Below are 2,335 nucleotides of genomic sequence, written 5' to 3' on the forward strand. Positions count from 1 at the left end.
GGCATGAATGCCGGTACCTTTACGGTGGTGATCACCGAAACGGACGTTCCGTTCTGTTCGGCAACCGCTACGGTGGTGATAGGCTCGCCTTCCGAAGAGTTGACTTTAACGGCCACGGAAACCTCCAACGTAACCTGTACCGATGACCAGGGAACCATTACGGCCATTGCCGAAGGGGGATGGGGCACTTATGAATATGAACTGACCGGAGCCGCCACGGTGGCTTATTCACCAAACGGAACCTTTACGGGACTTTCTGCAGGGACCTATACAGTGAACGTTATGGACGCACAGGGCTGTATTGCCTCTGCGGACGTGACCCTGGAAGTTCCAGAGCCTATTGCAGCAACTTTTACTCCTAGCACGACTATGCTGTCCTGTTTTGGGGATGAGAACGCTACGATCGTTATAGACAACGTAACGGGAGGCCAAGAAAGCAACTATACCTATACCTTGAATACACTTGCTCCTATAGCAAGTACCTCTGGACCGCAGACCTCTAACGAGTTTGCCAACCTGGGTGCAGGGACCTACAACGTGACCATCACCGATGGCTATGGCTGTAGCACCACTTCTGTGGACATTGCCATCTCCGAGCCAACGGCCATAGAGGCCAGTTTAGTGAAGAGCGCCTCGCCGACCTGTCTGAACGATGGGGAGCTTACCCTGAGCGCTACGGGCGGAACGGGAGGCTATACCTATAGCGATACCAGTGCCTTTACCACGGTATTGGGGTCGTTCACGTCCTCCGTATCCTTTACGGTACCGGCGGGAAGCTATGAATATTACGTTAAGGATGCCAATGGCTGTATAGCGATAGTATCCAACGAGATCACCATCGATCCGCTTCCGGAGCTGAACATCGAGTTGGCCTCTACCAACCCGACCATCAACTGTGCGGGCGACAACAACGGTACCATCGTGGCCGTTGCCGAGGGAGGCCTAGGGGATTATGTATATACCCTGCAGGATGCCGCCGGTAATGCCATCCCAACGGCGGTACAGGATACCCCTGGGGTGTTCACGGAACTGTTGGCGGGTACCTATACGGTACATGTACAGAGTGGTGATTGCGAGAGCACTTCAGCGATCATCACTATTACCGAACCTGATGCACCATTGGAAGCTACGTTCGAGATCAACAACGTAGCCTGTTACGGAGGCAATGACGGTTCCCTTGTGATTAGCGCTACGGGAGGGACGGGCATCATCAAATATGCCATCTCCCCACAGATGGACCAGTTCTTCGAGACCAATGTGTTCGAGAACCTTGGGCCAGGGGACTACGAGGTGATCGTTCAGGACGAGCTGGGCTGTTATGTGATGTTCAGCTTTACCATCACCGAGCCGGAACCGTTGATCGTGAGCATCGTGCCCGATTCGATATTGCCGACCCCATGTGCGGGCGACAACGACGGGGAGTTCAGTATCGAGGTCTCCGGGGGAACGGCGCCTTATAGCGTAAGCCTTGACGCGTACGATGGTCCCTATACCACTGGAGCTGCAGGACAGACGGTATTTGACTTTACAGGACTCTCCGGAGGGGACCATATCGTATATGTCCGAGACAGCATGGGCTGTGAATCGGAGTGGAACATCACCTTCCCGGAGGCGGTGAACCTGGATCCGCTGTTGGAAGTGGAGTATGTGTGTATCGACAACTTCTCCACAAACATCGTGACCGTGTTGATAGACGAGAGCGTGGATCCTGCCGAAGTGGACTACTCACTGAACGGCGGTCCTTACCAGGTGAGCAATGTGTTCGAGAACGTACCTCCCGGAACGGACCACTATATAGAGGTGCGCCATACCAATGGCTGTATCCAGACTACGGAGTTCTTTGATATAGGCGTGTTCGAGCCGGTAGACCTAGCCCTTAACGAAGGTGACCAGAACCAGATTGTGGCCCTGGCCACGGGAGGTAACGGGGAGTATACCTTTACGTTGAACGACGAAGACTACGGCAGTGAGAATACCTTTATCATCTCAGAGACGGGCGAGTACCTTGTAACGGTAACGGACAGCAACGGCTGTATCGCCGAGGCAAGGATCTACCTTGAGTATGTGGACCCATGTATCCCGAACTACTTTACCCCTAATGGAGACTTAATCCAGGATACCTGGGCACCCTGTACGGATGACTTCCCGAACCTGGAGTTCGATATCTACGACAGGTACGGGCGCAAGGTGGGTACCTACCACCAGGGTCAATCCTGGGACGGACGTTACAACAACCAGGACCTGCCAACGGGCGACTACTGGTACGTGGTGAGGCTCAACAGCTCAGACAACGACAGAGAGTTTGTTGGACATTTTACACTGTATAGATAATAAT

1 protein-coding gene and 1 pseudogene are annotated in these 2,335 nt (G+C 53.6%); both read left to right on the forward strand.

Annotated elements, in window-relative coordinates; genetic code table 11:
- Positions 1 to 3: 3 nt before the first annotated feature.
- Positions 4 to 207, forward strand: a pseudogene (locus BKM32_RS16610) (hypothetical protein); the annotation flags it as partial.
- Between the two features lie 75 nt (positions 208 to 282).
- Positions 283 to 2,331 carry a T9SS type B sorting domain-containing protein gene (locus BKM32_RS15500; protein ID WP_253187472.1) on the forward strand — a complete coding sequence of 683 codons (2,049 nt, stop codon included), beginning with the start codon at positions 283 to 285 and terminating at the stop codon, positions 2,329 to 2,331.
- Positions 2,332 to 2,335: the final 4 nt, after the last annotated feature.

Origin of the sequence: Mangrovimonas sp. DI 80 (assembly GCF_001975575.1) — a bacterium.
In the GTDB taxonomy this organism is placed as follows: Bacteria; Bacteroidota; Bacteroidia; order Flavobacteriales; family Flavobacteriaceae; genus Mangrovimonas_A; species Mangrovimonas_A xylaniphaga.

What these genes read in the sequence shown, in the direction of transcription:
- BKM32_RS15500 (WP_253187472.1), top strand. Translation starts at nt 283, where the DNA reads ATGGACGCACAGGGCTGTATTGCCTCTGCGGACGTGACCCTGGAAGTT.